We start from the raw sequence: 14,410 nt of genomic DNA on the forward strand, positions 1-14,410 counted from the left end.
GTATCGAAAGTTTTTATCCCCGCGGCGCCGGCTGATCTCCAGCTGTCGCTAGAAAACCAAGGACAGCCATGTCATCACTCCTGTATTCACTCGGTCGCTGGGCATACCGTTCTCGTCGATTGGTGCTCGTTGCCTGGCTGATTATCCTGGTTGCCATAGGTGGCTCGGCCGCCGCCTTCAATAAAGGGCTCGACAACGGTATCTCCATCCCCGGAACCGAATCCCAAAAAGCACTGGACTCACTGACCACTACCTTCCCGCAGGTCAGCGGAGCGTCCGCCCAGATCATTGTGGTGGCAGCAAATGGCCAATTCATTACAGACCCTGCATATAAAGACGCCTTGAATGCGGCAGCAGATGAGATGGCAAAACTGCCCCAAATCGATAACGCCACCTCACCATTCAATGAACGCATCAATGGCGCAATCAGTGAGAACAAGAAAGCGGGATTGCTGAGCATTCAGTTCTCTGGCCCCACCGCAACCATTAAGAAGTCCTCCCTTGCAAAGCTAGAAACGGCAACACAACAGCTCACTGATGAGCTTCCTGCAGGTTCTACCGTTTCTTTGGGCGGACAGATCTATAGCCAAAGCATGCCCACCGTGAGCGCGACTGAACTCATCGGCGTGGGAGTGGCCCTGGTGGTACTCATCATCACATTTGGTTCATTCCTTGCAGCAGGTATGCCCTTGCTGACCGCCCTCTTAGGGGTTGGTATCTCGATTGCACTGATTTTCCTTGCCACCGCTTTTGCCAAGGTTACGTCGACCACCCCGATGCTTGCCCTCATGTTGGGCTTGGCAGTTGGTATCGACTACGCGCTGTTCATCATTTCCCGCCATCAAGATGAACTGCGCAAGGGAGACACCCCCGAAGAGGCAGCAGCACGCGCTACGGGAACTGCAGGTTCGGCAGTGATCTTTGCAGGATTGACCGTGATGATTGCCCTGGTTGGTCTTGGCATTGCCGGTATTCCTTTCCTCACCACCATGGGTGTCGCCGCAGCTGTCGGCGTGGGTGTGGCTGTGATTATCTCGATCACGCTCATTCCTGCACTTCTGGGTTTTGCCGGCGAGCGCCTGCGCCCCAAGAAAAAGAAAACTAAGAAAGCTGAAGCAGCATCACACAAGCCCAACCGCTTCTTCCTGGGCTGGGTGAAGGCTGTCACACGCTTCCCCATTGTCACCATCTTGGCTGTTGTGGCCGTCATCACCATCGTTGCCCTGCCCGCATTGAATCTGCGACTGGCCTTGCCTGACGCAGGAAGCAACTCACCAGATGATCGCTCACGTATTACCTATGACCTTGTTGCTGAGAATTTTGGTGAAGGCTACAACGGTCCCCTTCTCGTTACGGGAACAATCGTGACCAGCACGGATCCTCTAGGTCTCATGGATGACCTCAAGGCGGAACTAGAGAAAATCCCAGGCGTTGCAGCTGTTCCGCTGGCAACACCTAACATGACTGCGGATACCGGAATCATTCAGGTCATCCCCACAGGTGCTCCAGCGTCAGAAGAAACAAAGGCACTGGTGCAAGCAATTCGAGACAAGCATGACTACTTCCAAAAGAAGTACGGAGTCGACTTGTCCGTCACTGGATTCACCGCGAGTGGAATTGATGTTTCGCAGCGTTTAGGAAATGCCTTGCTGCCCTTCGGCATCGTGGTGGTTGGGCTTTCCCTCATTCTTCTCACCATGGTGTTTAGATCCATCTGGGTGCCCATCAAGGCCGCTATTGGATATCTCTTCAGCGTGGTTGCCGCCTTTGGTGTGGTCACCCTGGTGATGCAAGAGGGTGTCTGGGCGAACCTGATTCACATTGACCGGCCAGGTCCAGTCCTCAGCTTCATGCCAATCATTGTGATGGGCATCCTGTTTGGCCTTGCGATGGACTACGAGGTGTTCCTTGTGGCACGTATGCGTGAAGACTTCGTTCACTCCGGCAATGCGCGCAAATCCATCGTGACCGGCTTTGTCGGCTCCGCCAAGGTGGTCACTGCTGCTGCCGTCATCATGTTTGCCGTGTTCGCTGCCTTCGTCCCAGAAGGCGATGTGAACATGAAGGGAATTTCACTGGCCCTAGCCGTTGGAATCTTCGTGGATGCCTTTATTGTGCGTATGACTTTTGTTCCAGCAGTTCTCCAACTCCTGGGCAAGAAGGCCTGGTACATGCCCAAGTGGCTGGATCGCGTGTTGCCTCACTTTGATGTGGAAGGCGAAGGAGTTCAGCACGAACTCGAACTCACTGATTGGCATGCAGATCCCAACACGGTGATTGCTGCAGAGGGACTCAGTCTCAAAAACGCTGAAGGAACACGTTCCTACTTCAAGAACCTCAACTTCACAGTCCCCACCGGAACAACCCTGTTTGTCACCGGAAGCGACAAGATTGCCACCTCGGCACTTCTGCTGACTCTGAGTGGACGACTAGACCCAGATGCAGGCAAGTTGAAGGTTGCCGGAATGGTTCTGCCTGTGCGCTCGGGTGCTGTGCGGTCTCGCGTTGCCCTTATCGATGTAGCCGAACATGCGAACCGCAACACAGTCGGTGCAATTGAAGATGCGGCATCTGAAAAGCCTCAGATCATCATTGTGGACAACATTGATTTCCTCTCCTCCGAGAGTGAGCGCTATGCCGTTGCCGATGCCCTCAACGCCGCTCGCGAAGACGCAACCAATGCCGGTCGCACACTCACCGTGTTGGCTGGAACAACTCACGATATGCCGGTAGAAACCTGGGGCCCTTTCCTCAGCGCCCGGGTGAATTCGGTGGTGCTTGATCTCGATCATGCATCAACTTCGAGCAAGAAAGTGCAGGCATAACCATGGCATCACTGATCACTCGCCTGTCAAAGAACTCTGCAAAGACAGAAGGAAAGCCTCGCATCATCACCCTCATTGCGCTGCTTTTTGTTCCACTGATCGTGGTGGGAACGTTGATGTGGGGATTGTGGAACCCCACCGACCGTTTGGATAACGTCACCGCAGCCATTGTGAACAATGATGAGCCTGTGACCATCAACGGACAGTTGACTCCCCTGGGTCGCTTGCTCACTGCTGGTTTGGTGGATGGTGCAGATGGTGCCTCCAACTACAACTGGGTCATCACTGACGAGGCAGGCGCAAAGAAGGGCCTTGAAAATGGCAACTACGTCGCTGTCGTCACCATCCCCAAGAACTTCTCTGAAGTAGCAACCTCCTCCTTCAGTGATGCCTCAAACCCTCAGCAGGCCATCATCGACGTGACTTCCAGCGATAAGTCCCGCTTGGTCGATGACGCCATTACAACAGTCATCACCTCCACTGCGGTGAACATGCTTAACCAGCAATTGAGCGCCAGCTATATCGAAAATGTCTTGATTGGCTTTAGTACCTTGAGTGAGAGCTTGGGCAAAGCTGCCTCTGGCGCTCACGAGCTCAGTTCAGGTATTGCCTCTCTTGCTGATGGCGCTAACCAACTCTCTGAGGGGGCAACACAGTTCTCGAACGGAATGTGGGCGCTGCAAAACCAGGCAGCAACTATCCCAGGAAATGCCCAATCACTCGCTGATGGGCTGGCAGGACTTTCCGCCACCTGCACACAGGTCGTCGTTGCACCAGCTCAAGCACAATTTTGTGGTGGGCTTGCCCAGCTCTCGGGCGGAACCGGTGCTCTTGCCGGTGGGCTCACCGAGCTCAGCGGTGGAATTACCCAGCTGGCCAACGGCAGCACAGGAATTGCCACCGGTGTTGAAGGAATCGCTTCGGGAACAACAGCGGTTGCAGGTGGTTCTGCCAGCCTGGCAGATGGCCTCGATCAAGCTGTAGCTAACATCCCGGTCTATACCAAGGATGAAACTAAGAAACTCTCCGAAGTAGTCACCGCACCCGTGGCTCTCAAGGATGCAAACAATCTCAGCTTCGGCGCAAACAGCACTCCGCTGTATGTGGTGTTGTCGTTGTGGATTGGTGCCCTCGCTATCTTCGTTGGCCTGCGCACACTCCCCCAACGCATACTTGAATCCACGCGATCATCACTGTCACTGGCAACACGTTCTTTTGTGATTCCTGCTGTTGTAGGAATTGCTCAGGGCGTTGCCGTTGCCACCGTGATTGCATTCGCAAATGGTTATGACCTAGGCAACTGGGCCACAGTTGCCGCCATTGCGGCACTCATCGGTGTCGCCTTCACGGCAACAAACCAGGCCCTCAATGCATTACTTGGTGGCTTTGGCCGCATGATCTCACTTGCTGTGGGCATCTTGATTCTGGTCACCGGAGTTATTTCAACTGTTCCAGCTCTGCTAGATACTCTCTTGAGTTTCACCCCCGCAAACGATGCTGTCACCGCGCTGCAAGCGGTTATCAATTCAGGAAACGTCTCAGGGTTTGCTTCAGCGGTAACTGCGTTGGTGCTGTGGAGCTTGGGCGGTGTGCTGTTCACAGCACTGGCCATCTCACGCAAGCGTCACGTGTCGATCACAACCCTCAGCAAAGAAACCCAGCCCATCTAGGGCTGGGTTTCTCCAGAAGTTTTTGAACTAGACAGCTGGAACGAGTTGGAGCCTCATTGAGTCCACTCGCTCAGAGAAGATAGCCTGCTCTGCCCACTTGCCGGACAATGAGCGGATTACGCGTTCAACATCGGTTTGCTCAAGGCTAGGTGGCAACACCAACTGAACCACGAGTTCCTCATCGAAACCACGTGCATCGGGATCTCCGGCTGTGAGACGAATAGCCTTCACGAATGGCTCATCCGCGATGGAGTCATCAAAGACTTGCTGCAACATGGGGTCGATGTGATTGGGTGCCCAGGGTGTTCCCTTGGCAATTGCTTCGACGACGGGGCGACGCAACACAATTTCTGTTCGACTTTGGGGGTCCACCACAATCCATTGTGCACCGTCTGCAGCTGCCGCGAGCGCAGCCCGTCGTGCTTCCACGGGAACAGGGCGAGCTTCTGGCTTCCATCTCTGCATTGCTTCAACAGAAGTGAAGACAGGCAATACCTTCTGACCGTTGGGACCTGCAACTGTGACGATGGCAAGTTCTTGGGTTTTGTCGACCACCAGACCAGCAGCATTGACTCCCACATCCCCTGCTTCGGCAAGAAGAGGAATGAGGAATCGGGAGATGCGAATGGCATCGACGACGTTCATGTGTTGACCTGCGCGCTCATCTGAATCCAGAGGCAGAGCATGGAAGGCATCGAGTGCCGACTTCAGGTGTTCTGGAGTCGTGCCGTCATCGGATGCGAAAGGGTTCTCTTCGAACTCTCTACCTTCCCAGGGCTGGCCTGCGGAATCGGCATGGTCAGAAGAGCCAAACATGTGACCGTCGTGATTGTGAGACATGAGAAGTCCTAGTTGTAGGCGACCGCGATGGCCTGTTCAAGGGTGAACTTCTGAGCATAAAGTGCCTTGCCCACAATTGCGCCCTCCACACCGCTGGGAACGAGGGAACGCAGAGCTACCAAGTCATCCAGGCTTGAGATACCACCAGAAGCAACCACTGGCTTGCCGGTCTTCTGAGTGATGGCTGTGAGCAAGTCGAGGTTGGGGCCGTTGAGCATGCCATCACGAGTGACATCGGTGACGACGTAACGAGCACAGCCTGCATCTTCGAGGCGCGCAAGGACATCCCACAGGTTTCCACCCTCTTCAGTCCAGCCACGTGCAGCCAGTGTCTCTCCTCGCACGTCGAGACCTACAGCGATTTGATCACCAAAACGTTCAATTGCTGAGGCAGCCCATTCAGGATTCTCCAATGCCGCAGTTCCCAAGTTCACGCGGGTTGCACCGCTTTCCAGTGCAGATTCTAAGGAAGCATCGTCACGGATACCGCCGGAGAGTTCAATCTTCACACCAGGAACTTCCACGATCACACGACGCAGGAGGGCGCGGTTTTCTCCGCGACCGAATGCTGCGTCGAGATCGACCAAGTGAATCCATTGAGCGCCCTGACGAGCCCAGTCGGCTGCCGCATCGACAGGATCACCAAAGTCAGTCTCTGTACCCAAAGCACCCTGTGTGAGGCGCACAGCCTTACCTTCCGCAACATCAACGGCGGGGAGCAGCTCAAGAATCGGCGCAGTCATGGTGATTGTTCCTTTAGTGGGGGTTAGAGAGTGTCGAGCCAGTTACGCAGCAGTTGAATACCTGCTTGGCCAGATTTTTCAGGGTGGAATTGGGTTGCAACAAGTGGACCATTTTCAACGGCAGCGATGAATCGCTGGCCATGTTCTGCCCATGTCACTGCAGGCTTCGGGAAGGGCGGGATGACGTCAAGATTCCACTCGGTCACTCCGTAGGAGTGCACGAAATAGAAGCGCTCGTGTTCAATGCCTGTGAAGAGTTGAGAATTCTCGCCAACCTCAACAGTGTTCCAGCCCATGTGGGGAAGAACGGGTGCTTCGAGCTTGTGCACGGTTTCGTCCCATTCCCCCAACCCTGGAGTGTCCACACCACCTTCAAGCCCATTGGCAAACATGACCTGCATACCGACACAAATACCCATCACCGCGCGACCACCTGCCAGGCGGCGCTCAATGATTTCACCGCCGTCAACCTCAGTGAGGGCTTCCATCACTGCAGCAAATGCTCCCACTCCAGGGACAAGTAGACCATCGGCCTCCGCACATTTTGCTTTGTCGCGCGTGAGTTCGACCTTTGCTCCAGCGAGCTCTACCGCTTTGATGGCGGAGTGAATATTCCCCGTGCCGTAGTCGAAAACAACGACGGACTTTGAGGTCACAGAGCACCCTTAGTGCTGGGGATTCCCTGCACCAGAGGATCCAATGCCTTTGCCTGGCGGAATGCACGTGCAAAGGCCTTGAATTCTGCTTCAGCAATGTGGTGTGGGTCACGACCGTTCAACACAGTGATGTGAGTGGTCAGACCCGCATTGAAAGTAATTGCTTCAAAGACGTGACGAACCATGGAACCGGTGAAGTGCCCGCCGATGAGGTGAAACTCAAAACCTGCAGGTTCACCGGAGTGAACCAGGAAAGGTCGTCCAGAGATGTCCACAACTGCCTGAACGAGCGCCTCATCGAGGGGAACAAGTGCATCACCGAAGCGGGAAATTCCTGCCTTGTCTCCGAGTGCTTCACGGATAGCAAGGCCAAGAGAAATACCGATGTCCTCAACAGTGTGGTGAACATCGATGTGGATGTCGCCAGAGGCTTTGACTGTCAGATCGGTCAATGAGTGCTTAGCAAACGCAGTGAGCATGTGATCGAAGAAGGGAACAGTCGTCTCGATGTTGCTCACACCCGTGCCGTCGAGATTGAGGGTGAGTTCAATGCTCGACTCGCTCGTGGTGCGAGAAATGCTCGCAATGCGCGGTGCTGTAGTCATAAGACCAGTTTAGTAGGGCTTAGCGAGCACCATTTATCGAGCCATCAAGCGCAGCAAGTGCATTCAAGAACTCGGTGGTTTCTGCCTCAGTACCCGCAGTTACACGCAAGTGGTTGGGCATACCAATGTCTCGGATGATGATGCCTTGAGCTAGGAGCTTCTCGAAGACATTGTGTGGATCCTTCACACCACCAAAGAGCACAAAATTCGCACTCGAGGGGTACGGGATGTAACCCAGAGCAGCCAGTTCGGTAACCAAGCGGTCACGCTGTATGCGAATGTCATCAACCATGGCCAGCATTTCAGGCGTATGAGCTAAAGCACCCTCCGCCGCCGCTTGTGTCAGTGCCGAGAGGTGATAGGGCAAGCGAACCAGGCGCAGTGCGTCTGCAACCGCTGGATCACTAGCGAGGTAGCCCACGCGAGCTCCCGCAAAAGCAAATGCCTTACTCATTGTGCGCGAGACCACCAGACGTGGACGCCCTTCTAACAAACTCAATGCCGTCGGGGCACCCTCTGGGGCAAATTCTGCGTATGCCTCATCGACAAATACGATGCCGTCGGTAGCGTCATACGCCGCACGGATTGTTTCTAAGGAAACAGGAGTACCTGTGGGGTTATTCGGCGTGCAGAAGAAGACGATGTCTGGGTTGTGCCGTGTAATCGCAGAAACAGCCGTCTCAGGTGAAATCTCAAAATCTGCATCACGTTCAGCGGGAATCCAGGTAGTTCCAGTTCCAGAGGCGATGATCGAGTGCATGGAATAAGTGGGAGGGAAGGCTAAAACAGAGCGCCCTGGACCACCGAATGCTTGAAGGAGTTGCTGAATCACTTCATTTGAGCCGTTAGCTGCCCAAATGTTCTCTGCTTCAAGTCCATGACCAAGATAGTTTGCAAGTGCTACACGGAGGTTTGTGAATTCACGGTCGGGGTAGCGGTTAATACGACCCAGTGCGGTGTGCATACGTCCCATGATGTCCATCACTACCGCGGGAGGAACGGGGTGTGTGTTCTCGTTGACGTTGAGCTCAACCCGGACATGTTCTTGCGGAGCGCCATAAGGCTTCATTCCACGAAGGTCATCACGTATGGGGAGGTCTTCAAAAGAGGTCACCCTTCAAGTTTACGGGCGTTAGTGAGACAGAAATGCCGGCCCCTCAAGGGGCCGGCATCAATGCGAAAAGGAAGAGAAGTATGAATTAGTAACCAGTAGGAATTGCAATCTTCTGCCCAGCTTGTACTTCTCCATGGAGCTGGTTCAGCGACACAATCTCTGCAACGACGTCGCGAGGATCTGCGTTGGGAGCAATTTCTTGGGCCAGCTGCCACAAGGTTTCACCCTGCGCCATGGTGACGTAGGTAAAGTCGTTTGCTGCTCCTTCTGCAACAGCAGCAGCTCCGCCACTGTTGAGCGCGGCAATGAGTGCGCCAATGACGAGAGGCAGCGCAACAGCTGCGGTGAGGACTCGACGTCCACGCTGTGTGATGCGAAGACGGGTCTTAGGTTCTGCGGCGGGGAGAAAGTTCACGTAAGTCACGTTGTTAATCTGGTGCGACCCACGGACATTGCGATCTGAGCTGCATGGCTCATCAATGTATTCAGGTTCAACGGGACGGTGAATTGGTGCGGTGAATGCGAGTACTGCGCTCATGAGATTCTCCTTTTCCTGGTGTTTATCTCGAATCGGGCCCTCGGCCGGGAGAACCCGATTCGAAGATATGTTTCGAAGATATATTCGTATTTCTTCAATGTCAAGTACATATTGAAGGTTTGTTGTGAGAAATACTTCAAGAACCTTCGAATATGTGTTTGTTTTATTCACTTTCTTCGAATACTCTTTCGGTATTGAGAAAAGTTCATCATGAGCCACGGACATTCACGTTCGCAGGATCACGAACTTCCCAACAGAAACGGAAAATGCCATGACTGAGACACCAGCTGGCGAAAGCAAACGACGCAAAGGATTGAGTGCAAAGCAGCAACTCATCCTCGATGTGATATCTGCCTATATTGACGAGAACAGCTACCCACCCTCCATGCAGGAGATTGGTGACGCGGTAGGCCTTTCTTCATTGGCAAGTGTCACTTACCAACTTCAGCAGCTCGAACTCGGTGGCTACATCCGCCGCGATCCTAAACTCCCCCGCGCACTCGAAGTCTTGGGCCAGCCCAGCACACCCCGCACAACTACCGTCACCTCTGACAACGTCATCCCGCTCGGAGATGCCGTCATGGTGCCCCTCGTTGGTCAAATCGCTGCAGGTGGACCAATTACTGCAGAACAACACACAGAAGACACCATGGCCCTGCCCAAGCAGCTCGTGGGCGATGGTGAGCTATTTATGCTCAAGGTCAAGGGTGAATCCATGATTGATGCCGCCATCTGCGATGGCGACTTCGTTGTAGTACGCCGACAGCAAACAGCAGAAAACGGTGACATCGTTGCTGCACTGCTCGACGAAGAAGCAACCGTCAAGGTATTCCGTCAGCGCGATGGCCACACTTGGCTACTTCCTCGCAACAGCAACTACGAACCCATCTTGGGTGATCACGCCACCATCATGGGCAAGGTTGTGACGGTTCTTCGTTCGGTCTAACCTCACCATCCAAAAGTCCCGCATGCTGAATACAGCGTGCGGGACTTTTATTTACGAGAGACCTCCTAACGAGGAAGTAGATCACTCACGATAATCTTCGACATCTTCATCATGGCGGACATCGCATAGGTCGAAACGGCAGGGTCACTATTGCCTAGTGCTTCCCCTAGCTGCTTGGGAATAATTTGCCAGGACACTCCGTATTTATCCTTGAGCCAACCGCACCGGCTCTCTTCTCCGCCATCAGCGGTCAGGGCATTCCAGTAGTAATCAACCTCGTCCTGGCCATCCACCGTCACAAAGATCGAGAACGCTTCGGTGAAGGTAAACAGCGGGCCACCATTGAGTGCGGTGTAACGCTTTCCTTGGAGTTCAAACTCCACAGTAAAGACACTGCCGTCGGGTCCGTGAGAAACACTCAGAATGGAGGCATCCGGAAATATCGAAACATAAAACTCAGCAGCTTCTTCAGCTTGAGTATCTAACCAGAGCATGTGACTGATTGAAGGCATGCTGCCCAGCCTATGCCCTCGATCAGACGCTACAGCCGCCCGAGAACGTCTAGAACAGGTCCGCTCTGGTTGAACGCATACAAGTGAATGCCTGGTGCTCCCCCAGCTATGAGCTCCTGTGCAAGGTTCACTGCATGTTCAACACCAATTTCACGCTGCCCCTCAGCAGTTGGCTCAATCTCGAGTGCAATCTCTAAATCGCTAGGCATTTCTTCGCCAGAAATCTCAATCATGCGACGCAGACGAACCGGGCTGATGACGGGCATGATGCCGGGAATGATCGGCATAGTCAGACCTGCTTCTTTCGCTTTCTGCGCGAAGGAAAGATAGTCATCAGCATGGAAGAAGAGCTGCGTAATGGCCAGGTTTGCCCCAGCAGCTTCTTTGGCGAGGAGAACATCAATGTCTTGGGTCTTGGATCGAGATTGAGGGTGCCCATTAGGAAATGCGGCAACTCCAATACGAACGAACTCACGCTTCTGACTCAGCCTCGTGGCACCTGCATGCCAGCGAGGTTCTTCCTCAAACACAAAGGGCTCTCGTTCGGCCTGAACGCGGTGTATGAGCTGAGTAAGCTCTGCCGCACTGCCAAGGTCTCCTAAGAAGTTCTCGCCCTCGTGGGTTCCCTCTGGCGGGTCTCCGCGCAATGCAAGGAAGGAGCGCACACCCGCGTCTAGAAAAGTCCTGACAAGTTCATTAGCGCCTTGGTATGACTCCGCCACACAGGTGAGGTGTGCCATAGGCTCAACATCGGTGTTGGCGAGGATGAACTTCACACACTCAAGAGTTGCATCACGAGAGGAACCACCAGCGCCATAGGTCACCGAGATGAAGTCAGGGCCGGTAGCTGCCAGCTCCACAATGGTCTTGTTCAGTGCTTCACGAAGCTCAGGATTACGCGGAGGGTAAACCTCAAAAGAAAAGGGCACGCCAATGTTCAGCTCGGTAGAGCTGGAAGTAGAAGCGTTACTCATCAGAATCCTCGGGGCACTATTCGCGTGAAAAGACAACAGGAAGTTATCCGCGAAGCGTGGGCCGGGCTCGGCAGTCGCTTACTCGCCACAATTGGCGTAATGAAATGTTAGCAGTGCTTGTTAGGCAGTGCGTTCTTCGGGCTCAGTTGAACGTGCTGGGGCGAGACGAGGCACGATCGTGGGAGCTGCATTCTCCGTGACACAGTCTGCGGTAATGATGACCTTGTGGATCTGGTCTGTTGAGGGAACCTCAAACATGATGGGGCCCAAAACATTTTCCAAGATGGCACGCAAACCACGAGCACCGGTCTGACGAAGCACGGCGAGGTCAGCGATGGCATCAAGGGCTGCTGGTTCAAACTCCAGCTCCACGTCATCGAGAGCAAACATACGCTGGTATTGCTTAACCAGTGCGTTCTTAGGCTCGGTAAGAATGTCAATCAATGCACTGCGATCCAGCGGAGACACTGTGGCAATGACAGGGAGTCGGCCAATGAACTCTGGGATCAAACCAAACTTATGCAGGTCCTCAGGAAGTACTTCAGCGAAGAAGTCACGTGCTTCTTCCTTGCTTTGCAGCGGCGCACCAAAACCGATGCCGGTCTTACCTGCACGCGACTGGATGATGTCTTCGAGTCCTGCGAATGCACCAGCAACAATAAACAACACGTTGGTGGTGTCCAGCTGAATGAATTCCTGGTTGGGGTGCTTACGACCACCCTGTGGCGGGACGGAAGCAACGGTGCCTTCAAGAATCTTCAACAGTGCCTGCTGAACACCTTCACCAGAAACGTCACGGGTAATTGAGGGGTTCTCTGCCTTGCGGGAAATCTTGTCGATCTCATCTATATAGATGATTCCCTGCTCTGCACGCTTGACGTCGAAGTCAGCTGCCTGCAGAAGCTTGAGAAGAATGTTCTCAACGTCTTCACCGACATAACCAGCTTCCGTCAACGATGTTGCATCAGCAACAGCGAACGGAACATTCAGACGGCGAGCAAGAGTCTGTGCAAGATAAGTCTTGCCACACCCGGTAGGACCAATGAGGAGAATGTTGCTCTTGGCAATTTCAACTTCGTTGGCCTTCTCCTCTGCCGTCTTGACACCCTCACCAGCGCGAACACGCTTGTAGTGGTTATAGACCGCAACCGAGAGAGCCTTCTTCGCAGGCTCTTGGCCAATGACATATTCCTCGAGGAAGGTAAAGATTTCGCGAGGCTTAGGCAGATCGAAATCTGCAATGACGCCTTCTTCGTTGGCTTCAGCGAGACGTTCTTCAATGATCTCGTTACACAGCTCAACACACTCGTCACAGATGTAAACGCCAGGGCCCGCAATGAGCTGAGCTACCTGCTTCTGGCTCTTGCCACAGAAGGAGCACTTGAGCAGGTCAGCGCTTTCGCCGATGCGTGCCATGGTCAACTCCTTTGAACATCTGTTTTTCCAGACATTCGAGCCTAACCCGAACCACAGACGTTCATTGTCACTTGTGGATGTGGCGTCCCGGCGTGCCGAAAATAAGAAAACCCCGACCGAAGCCGGGGTTTTCTTATGAATTTCAGTAATTACGCAGTAAGTGCCGCGTTCTTACGTGAGGTCAGAACCTGGTCAATGAGACCGTACTCGAGCGCTTCAGTTGCCGAGAGAATCTTGTCACGGTCGATGTCCTTGTTGACCTGCTCAACCGTGCGGTTGGAATGCTTAGACAGAGTCTCCTCAAGCCATTCACGCATACGCATGATTTCCTTGGCCTGGATTTCAATATCCGAAGCCTGTCCACGACCAGCGTCGCCAGTGGCGGGCTGGTGAATGAGAACACGTGCGTTGGGAAGTGCAAGACGCTTGCCCGGTGCACCAGCAGCCAACAGCACAGCAGCTGCTGAAGCTGCCTGGCCAAGGCAGACTGTCTGAACCTGGGGGCGGATGTACTGCATGGTGTCGTAGATCGCGGTCATGGCGGTGAAGGATCCACCGGGAGAGTTGATGTACATCACGATGTCACGATCAGGATCCTGGCTTTCCAGAACAAGCAGCTGAGCCATGACGTCATCAGCAGATGCGTCATCAACCTGAACTCCCAGGAAAATAATGCGGTCTTCAAAAAGCTTGGCGTAGGGGTCCTGACGCTTGTATCCGTATGCGGTGCGCTCTTCAAAGGTAGGAAGTACGTAGCGGCTGGAAGGAGCTTCCTGGCCGTTGAATGCGGTTCCACCAAAGGTTGGGATAGTCATAATTAGTCCTCGTATCTTCTTTTGGTGCTTACGCAGTCTTGGTTCCGCCACCACCGGTGACATCGCTTGCTGATGCACGTACGTGATCAACAAAGCCGTATTCGAGAGCTTCCTGTGCAGTGAACCAGCGGTCACGGTCACCGTCAGCGTTGATCTGCTCAACGGTCTTGCCAGTCTGTGATGCTGTGATCTCAGCAAGAGACTGCTTCATCGAGTTGATCAGCTGAGCCTGAGTCTGAATATCAGAAGCAGTACCGCCGAAACCACCGTGTGGCTGGTGCAGCAGAACACGAGCGTTCGGGGTGATGTAACGCTTGCCCTTAGTTCCAGAGGTCAAGAGAAGCTGACCCATCGAGGCCGCCATACCGATACCCACGGTGACAATGTCATTAGGAACAAACTGCATGGTGTCGTAGATCGCCATACCTGCAGTAATCGAACCACCAGGAGAGTTGATGTAGAGGTAAATGTCCTTCTCGGCATCTTCTGCCGCAAGCAGCAACATCTTGGCGCAAATCTCGTTTGCGTTGTCGTCGCGCACGTCAGAACCCAACCAAATGATGCGGTCCTTGAGTAGACGCTCAAATACGTTGTTCGGCATTACCATGTCGGCCATGTCAGCTCCATTTCAACAACCGCAAGAGTGTTCACTTGCGATGCTTCGAATCTACTGGAGCAAACACACTCAACACGGCAGTGTTCGCCCCAGGCGGAGTGGCGTTCGCCTGCAGATGAAAACCTTCACATCAACAGCCG

At 53.8% G+C, this 14,410-nt stretch carries 14 protein-coding genes; 3 read left to right on the plus strand and 11 right to left on the minus strand.

Annotated features, from left to right (window positions below; genetic code table 11):
• Positions 1 to 68: 68 nt before the first annotated feature.
• Together M2120_RS02640 and M2120_RS02645 are read left to right on the plus strand one after the other, a co-directional pair.
• Positions 69 to 2,825, plus strand: a complete 2,757-nt coding sequence (locus M2120_RS02640; protein ID WP_280797172.1) for an MMPL family transporter — start codon at positions 69 to 71, stop codon at positions 2,823 to 2,825.
• 2 nt (positions 2,826 to 2,827) lie between these two features.
• Complete coding sequence (locus tag M2120_RS02645; RefSeq protein ID WP_280797173.1) at positions 2,828 to 4,495, plus strand: YhgE/Pip domain-containing protein; 1,668 nt, start codon at positions 2,828 to 2,830, stop codon at positions 4,493 to 4,495.
• 27 nt (positions 4,496 to 4,522) lie between these two features.
• Here M2120_RS02645 and M2120_RS02650 read toward each other — a convergent pair whose 3' ends face one another.
• From M2120_RS02650 to M2120_RS02675, 6 genes are all read right to left on the minus strand, one after another.
• Positions 4,523 to 5,335, minus strand: coding sequence for an SseB family protein (locus M2120_RS02650; RefSeq protein ID WP_280797174.1), 813 nt, complete (start codon positions 5,333 to 5,335; stop codon positions 4,523 to 4,525).
• 8 nt (positions 5,336 to 5,343) lie between these two features.
• Entirely contained in the window at positions 5,344 to 6,078 is a 735-nt protein-coding gene (priA, locus tag M2120_RS02655; protein WP_280797175.1) for a bifunctional 1-(5-phosphoribosyl)-5-((5-phosphoribosylamino)methylideneamino)imidazole-4-carboxamide isomerase/phosphoribosylanthranilate isomerase PriA, read from the minus strand.
• Positions 6,079 to 6,101: 23 nt separating this feature from the next.
• Entirely contained in the window at positions 6,102 to 6,734 is a 633-nt protein-coding gene (gene hisH / locus M2120_RS02660; protein WP_280797176.1) for an imidazole glycerol phosphate synthase subunit HisH, read from the minus strand.
• Positions 6,731 to 7,339, minus strand: a complete 609-nt coding sequence (gene hisB, locus M2120_RS02665) for an imidazoleglycerol-phosphate dehydratase HisB (RefSeq protein WP_280797177.1) — start codon at positions 7,337 to 7,339, stop codon at positions 6,731 to 6,733. Before hisB ends, hisH begins: the two co-directional genes overlap by 4 nt.
• A gap of 19 nt (positions 7,340 to 7,358) precedes the next feature.
• A complete protein-coding gene (locus M2120_RS02670; protein WP_280797178.1) occupies positions 7,359 to 8,453 on the minus strand; it encodes a histidinol-phosphate transaminase in 1,095 nt (364 codons plus the stop codon).
• 85 nt (positions 8,454 to 8,538) lie between these two features.
• Positions 8,539 to 8,991: a hypothetical protein gene (locus M2120_RS02675; RefSeq protein WP_280797179.1), complete on the minus strand. Its 453-nt coding sequence runs from the start codon at positions 8,989 to 8,991 to the stop codon at positions 8,539 to 8,541.
• A 271-nt stretch (positions 8,992 to 9,262) separates the two neighbouring features.
• Between M2120_RS02675 and lexA the strand changes: the two genes are divergently transcribed.
• Positions 9,263 to 9,937 (plus strand): transcriptional repressor LexA, encoded by a 675-nt coding sequence (gene lexA / locus M2120_RS02680; RefSeq protein ID WP_280797180.1) that lies wholly within the window; start codon positions 9,263 to 9,265, stop codon positions 9,935 to 9,937.
• A gap of 65 nt (positions 9,938 to 10,002) precedes the next feature.
• Here the strand turns inward: lexA and M2120_RS02685 are convergent, their stop codons facing one another.
• From M2120_RS02685 to M2120_RS02705, 5 genes are all read right to left on the minus strand, one after another.
• Positions 10,003 to 10,449, minus strand: a complete 447-nt coding sequence (locus M2120_RS02685; RefSeq protein WP_280797181.1) for a VOC family protein — start codon at positions 10,447 to 10,449, stop codon at positions 10,003 to 10,005.
• Positions 10,450 to 10,478: 29 nt separating this feature from the next.
• Positions 10,479 to 11,423 carry a methylenetetrahydrofolate reductase gene (locus tag M2120_RS02690; RefSeq protein ID WP_280797182.1) on the minus strand — a complete coding sequence of 315 codons (945 nt, stop codon included), beginning with the start codon at positions 11,421 to 11,423 and terminating at the stop codon, positions 10,479 to 10,481.
• A gap of 120 nt (positions 11,424 to 11,543) precedes the next feature.
• The gene (gene clpX, locus M2120_RS02695; protein ID WP_280797183.1) at positions 11,544 to 12,839 is read right to left on the minus strand and encodes an ATP-dependent Clp protease ATP-binding subunit ClpX; all 1,296 of its coding nucleotides are present in this window, start codon (positions 12,837 to 12,839) and stop codon (positions 11,544 to 11,546) included.
• 149 nt (positions 12,840 to 12,988) lie between these two features.
• Positions 12,989 to 13,654, minus strand: coding sequence for an ATP-dependent Clp protease proteolytic subunit (locus tag M2120_RS02700; protein WP_280797184.1), 666 nt, complete (start codon positions 13,652 to 13,654; stop codon positions 12,989 to 12,991).
• A 28-nt stretch (positions 13,655 to 13,682) separates the two neighbouring features.
• Positions 13,683 to 14,270 (minus strand): ATP-dependent Clp protease proteolytic subunit, encoded by a 588-nt coding sequence (locus tag M2120_RS02705; RefSeq protein WP_280797185.1) that lies wholly within the window; start codon positions 14,268 to 14,270, stop codon positions 13,683 to 13,685.
• Positions 14,271 to 14,410 lie beyond the last annotated feature (140 nt).

This window comes from Aurantimicrobium minutum, from assembly GCF_029893825.1.
In the GTDB taxonomy this organism is placed as follows: domain Bacteria; phylum Actinomycetota; class Actinomycetes; order Actinomycetales; family Microbacteriaceae; genus Aurantimicrobium; species Aurantimicrobium minutum_C.

Excerpts from the sequence above, each read along its gene's own strand:
- M2120_RS02640 (WP_280797172.1), top strand. The coding sequence starts at position 69 with ATGTCATCACTCCTGTATTCACTCGGTCGCTGGGCATACCGTTCTCGT.
- M2120_RS02645 (WP_280797173.1), top strand. The coding sequence starts at position 2,828 with ATGGCATCACTGATCACTCGCCTGTCAAAGAACTCTGCAAAGACAGAA.
- M2120_RS02650 (WP_280797174.1), bottom strand. The coding sequence starts at position 5,335 with ATGTCTCACAATCACGACGGTCACATGTTTGGCTCTTCTGACCATGCC.
- priA (WP_280797175.1), bottom strand. The coding sequence starts at position 6,078 with ATGACTGCGCCGATTCTTGAGCTGCTCCCCGCCGTTGATGTTGCGGAA.
- hisB (WP_280797177.1), bottom strand. The coding sequence starts at position 7,339 with ATGACTACAGCACCGCGCATTGCGAGCATTTCTCGCACCACGAGCGAG.
- M2120_RS02675 (WP_280797179.1), bottom strand. The coding sequence starts at position 8,991 with ATGAGCGCAGTACTCGCATTCACCGCACCAATTCACCGTCCCGTTGAA.
- lexA (WP_280797180.1), top strand. The coding sequence starts at position 9,263 with ATGACTGAGACACCAGCTGGCGAAAGCAAACGACGCAAAGGATTGAGT.
- M2120_RS02685 (WP_280797181.1), bottom strand. The coding sequence starts at position 10,449 with ATGCCTTCAATCAGTCACATGCTCTGGTTAGATACTCAAGCTGAAGAA.
- M2120_RS02690 (WP_280797182.1), bottom strand. The coding sequence starts at position 11,423 with ATGAGTAACGCTTCTACTTCCAGCTCTACCGAGCTGAACATTGGCGTG.
- clpX (WP_280797183.1), bottom strand. The coding sequence starts at position 12,839 with ATGGCACGCATCGGCGAAAGCGCTGACCTGCTCAAGTGCTCCTTCTGT.
- M2120_RS02700 (WP_280797184.1), bottom strand. The coding sequence starts at position 13,654 with ATGACTATCCCAACCTTTGGTGGAACCGCATTCAACGGCCAGGAAGCT.
- M2120_RS02705 (WP_280797185.1), bottom strand. The coding sequence starts at position 14,270 with ATGGCCGACATGGTAATGCCGAACAACGTATTTGAGCGTCTACTCAAG.